General features: G+C 43.3%; 5 protein-coding genes. 2 read left to right on the top strand and 3 right to left on the bottom strand.

Going from position 1 to position 4,560, the window contains the following annotated elements; all coding sequences use genetic code 11:
- From msrA to SPADD19_RS00335, 3 genes are all read right to left on the bottom strand, one after another.
- The coding region (gene msrA, locus SPADD19_RS00345; RefSeq protein WP_061455244.1) for a peptide-methionine (S)-S-oxide reductase MsrA at positions 1-638 on the bottom strand (638 nt) is incomplete at its 3' end.
- 274 nt (positions 639-912) lie between these two features.
- On the bottom strand, positions 913-1,269 hold the full coding sequence (locus tag SPADD19_RS00340) for a hypothetical protein (protein WP_049518421.1): 357 nt from the start codon (positions 1,267-1,269) through the stop codon (positions 913-915).
- A 124-nt stretch (positions 1,270-1,393) separates the two neighbouring features.
- Entirely contained in the window at positions 1,394-2,329 is a 936-nt protein-coding gene (locus SPADD19_RS00335) for a dihydroorotate oxidase (protein ID WP_023919126.1), read from the bottom strand.
- A 299-nt stretch (positions 2,330-2,628) separates the two neighbouring features.
- On the opposite strand from SPADD19_RS00335, the gene gdhA reads away from it, so the two are divergent.
- Together gdhA and SPADD19_RS00325 are read left to right on the top strand one after the other, a co-directional pair.
- Positions 2,629-3,975: an NADP-specific glutamate dehydrogenase gene (gdhA, locus tag SPADD19_RS00330; protein ID WP_049518422.1), complete on the top strand. Its 1,347-nt coding sequence runs from the start codon at positions 2,629-2,631 to the stop codon at positions 3,973-3,975.
- Positions 3,976-4,253: 278 nt separating this feature from the next.
- On the top strand, positions 4,254-4,560 hold a 307-nt coding region (locus SPADD19_RS00325; protein ID WP_061454900.1), incomplete at its 3' end, for a hypothetical protein.

Here is a 4,560-nt window from a genome sequence, read left to right as displayed (position 1 = left end):
GTAATATCCACATAGATGCCCTCTTCAAAGGTCTGATCATAGGCATTGTGGAAAGGACGTTCCGTCGCACTTTCTTGAGTGACTTGGTACTGTTCTGCTGTCAGTTTCGCTTTTAAGGTTTCTTGATCTGGCTTCTGATAAGCTGCCGGATCAATCAAGGGTTGGGCTGCATCCGTCACATCGATATGGCAATAGCCTCCGGGATTCTTTTTGAGGTAGTCTTGGTGGTAATCCTCAGCTAGGATGTAGTGGCGCAAAGGCTCTAACTCAACCGCTATTTTACTGCCCAGTTGCTTCTCTTCTTCCGCAAACAGGTGGGCGATCACTTCACGATCTGCCTCGTCTGTATAATAGACACCGGTCCGATATTGGCGACCTCGATCATTTCCCTGCTTGTTAATGGACAAGGGATCGATCACACGGAAATAGTAGAGCAGAATCGATCGTAGGGTAATTTTATCTGGATCATAGATGACCTGAACAGTTTCTGCATGATCCGTTTCCTTGATCAGTTGGTAATTGGTCGTTTCTACCTGGCCATTGGCATAGCCCACCGTCGTCTCTTCTACACCGGGGATCCGTGAAAAATATTCCTCTAAGCCCCAAAAACAGCCACCTGCTAGATAAATCTCTGCCATCTTTTTTCCTCGCTTCCTGCATTCCCCACAAGGAATGCTTGACATCTATTAGCTCCATCATAATCCAAGAGCCTCAGATTTTCAAGGATTCTGCATCAAAAATCCCTTCTACTTATATGTAAAAGGGATTCAATCCTTCTTATTTTTCAAATAAGAAAAAGAGCGAGTAATAAAAATTCCAAAACGATAGGGTTAACTGATGTAGAAAATCATGAAGGACTACCATGACCAACACCTCCTCTGAATATCTGTGGACAAACTCAAGGCACATCAACTACAAAACCACCGTCGGTCCATAGACCTGTAACTGAGGCTTCACAACCTCGTAATGCCAGTGATCATAAGCTCGCCAAGCTTGAAAGGCTTCTTCGTTCAAACCGGGACCACCCAAACCAATCAATAAACTGGCGGTCTGATAAAACTTTTCCAACTCGATCAACAGACGATTGTCTACCCGCCTAGCCTTTCGTAAACCTTTCAATATCTGATCTAGATTTTCTCGAAATCGAAGGGCATCTAAACTGGGGGTGAATCCCTTAGAAAAGGCTGTTTGAAGAAGGGTGATCGTCGTCCTTGCCTCTTGAATCACGTCCCTTTCTTCCATAAAAATCACCTTCCTTTTCACCTCCATTGTACACCTTTTTCTCTCTATAAAAATGGAAAATTCCTAAAACTAGGAACAGAATGATCTCTCTTGACAAGAAACCATAAAAAACTTCCCCAAGTTTCCACTTGAGGAAGTTCTTTTTAAAAGATTAGTCAATGTAGTGCAATTTCCCACGGAAGTCTTCCAGGCTTTGGTAGCCTTTTTCTTCCATGATGGCTTTGAGCTCCGCAGTGATGCGGTCAAAAGCTCCTACTCCTTCTTTATGGAGTGTCGTTCCGATTTGCACCATACTAGCCCCACAAAGAATATGCTCAAAAGCATCGCGACCAGTCAAGACGCCCCCTGTCCCCACAATCTGAATTTCTGGGTTCAGACGTTGGTAAAAGGCATGGACATTGGCGAGAGCCGTTGGTTTGATGTATTCTCCACCAATCCCACCAAATCCGTTTTTAGGACGGATCACCACGGATTCATCCTCGATGTAGAGGCCATTTCCGATCGAATTGACGCAATTGACAAACTTGAGCGGGTATTTGTTAAAGATCGCTGCCGCCTGATCAAAATGAACGATATCAAAATAAGGTGGCAACTTGATGCCAAGAGGTTTGGTGAAATAGGCAAAGACCTCGGACAAGATCCGATCTGTCGTATCAAAATCATAGGCAATCTGAGGTTTCCCAGGGACATTGGGACAAGATAGGTTCAACTCTGTCAAGCCTTTAAAGTCACTGTCTTGCACCTTTTTCAAGATAGTATGAGTTTCTTCAGGAGACATGCCGACGAGAGATAAGAAGAAGGTCCGATCTGGATCCGTTTCTTGCAACTCCAATAAGTAATTCAAATAATAGTCCAACCCTTGGTTAGGTAGCCCCATCGAATTGATCGAACCAAGCGGCACATCTTGGTAGCGTGGCTCTGGATTGCCAGCACGGAATTCTAAGGTCGCTGTCTTGGTCACAAAGGTTCCCGCAACTGAGTTCTTCACTTCTTCTAATTCCTCAGTGGTCATACAGGCTACACCTGCCGCATTCATCAAGCAGTTGTCAAATTCAAAACCAGCAATTTGCGTTTTTGTCGATACCATCTTGTACTCCTTTTTTGAAACACCACCAACAGAATCGTTCGGGATGCTCTCTATTTTCTTCTTTCATTATACCATCACTTGGAAGCTTCCGGACAATCAAAGCTAAAAATTCTTCCAAACATTCGGACTTTCCTAGTCTCGATAAAATTTTCAGAAAATTCAACTTTTTTCTTTACAAGCCAAAAAAAGTCTGCTATAATGATCCATGTAATAAAACATGACATTGTTTGTCAACTGTCTCAAAACCACTCCCCTAGCGGGTTTGCTGGTTTTCGTTTCATTCACAAAGGAGAATTAACATGACAACTGCTAAAGAATATATCCAAAGCACCTTCGAAACTGTAAAAGCTCGTAACGGCCACGAAGCTGAATTCCTTCAAGCTGTTGAAGAGTTCCTCAGCACTTTGGAACCTGTTTTCGAAAAACATCCTGAATACATCGAAGAAAACATTTTGGCTCGTATTACAGAACCTGAACGCGTGATTTCTTTCCGTGTTCCTTGGGTTGACCGTGAAGGAAACATCCAAGTAAACCGTGGTTACCGTGTTCAATTCAACTCTGCTGTAGGTCCTTACAAAGGTGGTCTTCGTTTCCACCCAACTGTTAACCAAGGGATCTTGAAATTCCTCGGTTTCGAACAAATCTTCAAAAACGTCTTGACTGGTCTTCCTATCGGTGGTGGTAAAGGTGGATCTGACTTCGATCCTAAAGGAAAAACGGACGCTGAAGTGATGCGTTTCTGCCAAAGCTTCATGACTGAATTGCAAAAACACATCGGTCCTTCTCTTGATGTCCCAGCCGGTGATATCGGGGTTGGTGGACGTGAAATCGGATACCTTTACGGTCAATACAAACGCCTTCGCCAATTCGATGCTGGTGTCTTGACTGGTAAACCTCTTGGTTTCGGTGGTAGCTTGATCCGTCCAGAAGCAACTGGTTATGGTTTGGTTTACTATACTGAAGAAATGCTCAAAACCAATGGCGACAGCTTTGCTGGTAAGAAAGTCGTGATCTCAGGTTCTGGTAACGTTGCTCAATACGCTCTTCAAAAAGCAACTGAACTTGGTGCAACTGTTATCTCTGTCTCTGACTCAAACGGTTACGTGATCGACGAAAACGGTATTGACTTCGACCTTCTTACAGATGTTAAAGAAAAACGTCGTGCTCGTTTGACTGAATACGCTGCTGAAAAACCAACTGCTACTTACTACGAAGGTTCTGTATGGACTTATGCTGGTAACTATGACATCGCTCTTCCATGTGCAACTCAAAATGAAATCGATGGTGATGCTGCAAAACGTTTGGTCGCTCAAGGTGTGAAAGTTGTCTCTGAAGGAGCAAACATGCCAAGTAACATCGATGCCATCAACGTATACAAAGAAAATGGTATCCTTTACGGACCTGCTAAAGCAGCCAATGCTGGTGGGGTTGCTGTATCTGCTCTTGAAATGAGCCAAAACAGCCAACGTCTTTCATGGACACGCGAAGAAGTGGACGGACGTTTGAAAGACATCATGACCAACATCTTCAACACTGCTAAAACAACTGCAGAAACTTACGGTCTTGGTAAAGATTACCTTGCAGGTGCCAACATCGCTGCCTTTGAAAATGTCGCAAACGCGATGATTTCACAAGGTCTTGTATAATCAATCGATATTTTTCTTTGAGACCTTCGGGTCAAAGCCTCTCAACTCCTGAAACCAGTATGTTTCAGGAGTTTTTTTGTAGCTACCGACTTCTATCAAGTCAACCCGACCAAGGGAGAAAAGCCATTTTTAAGACAAGGGGTTCGACCTTCTGTAGCGGGGAGATGTAAGCCCTCTCTTTTTCTGTATCTTTTTCTAAAAAAATTTTATTTTTTTTACTTTACCCCCTTGCATTTTTAATGAATTAGTATTAAACTATAGCAAAAGGAGGTGTGCTTATGTTTCTTTTAGCTCAAGAAAAATCAGATACGATCGAATTCCTTAAGTCTGAATTGATGCAACTGCTTTCTGATATGCGTCAGGAGGTTTCAGCTAGCCGTCAATCACAGACCGGTGCAGTTTGCCATCATATTGAATATTGCATGGACAAGATCCAAAGGGCAAAAAGTTCCGTAACCATTGCCCTCCCCATCGAATCCTTAAATCTCGAAATCACGACGATGTTGCGCCAGCAACTCATCGTCTTGCCACCAGAGGCTCGAAAAAATTGGGACCAGATTAAAAAGCTGGATTTCAAATACTGCC

It is taken from the genome of Streptococcus parasanguinis (assembly GCF_001578955.1).
Lineage (GTDB): Bacteria > Bacillota > Bacilli > Lactobacillales > Streptococcaceae > Streptococcus > Streptococcus parasanguinis_U.
The sequence above is the reverse complement of the archived record's forward strand: the minus strand, read 5'-3'. Positions and strand labels throughout refer to the sequence as shown.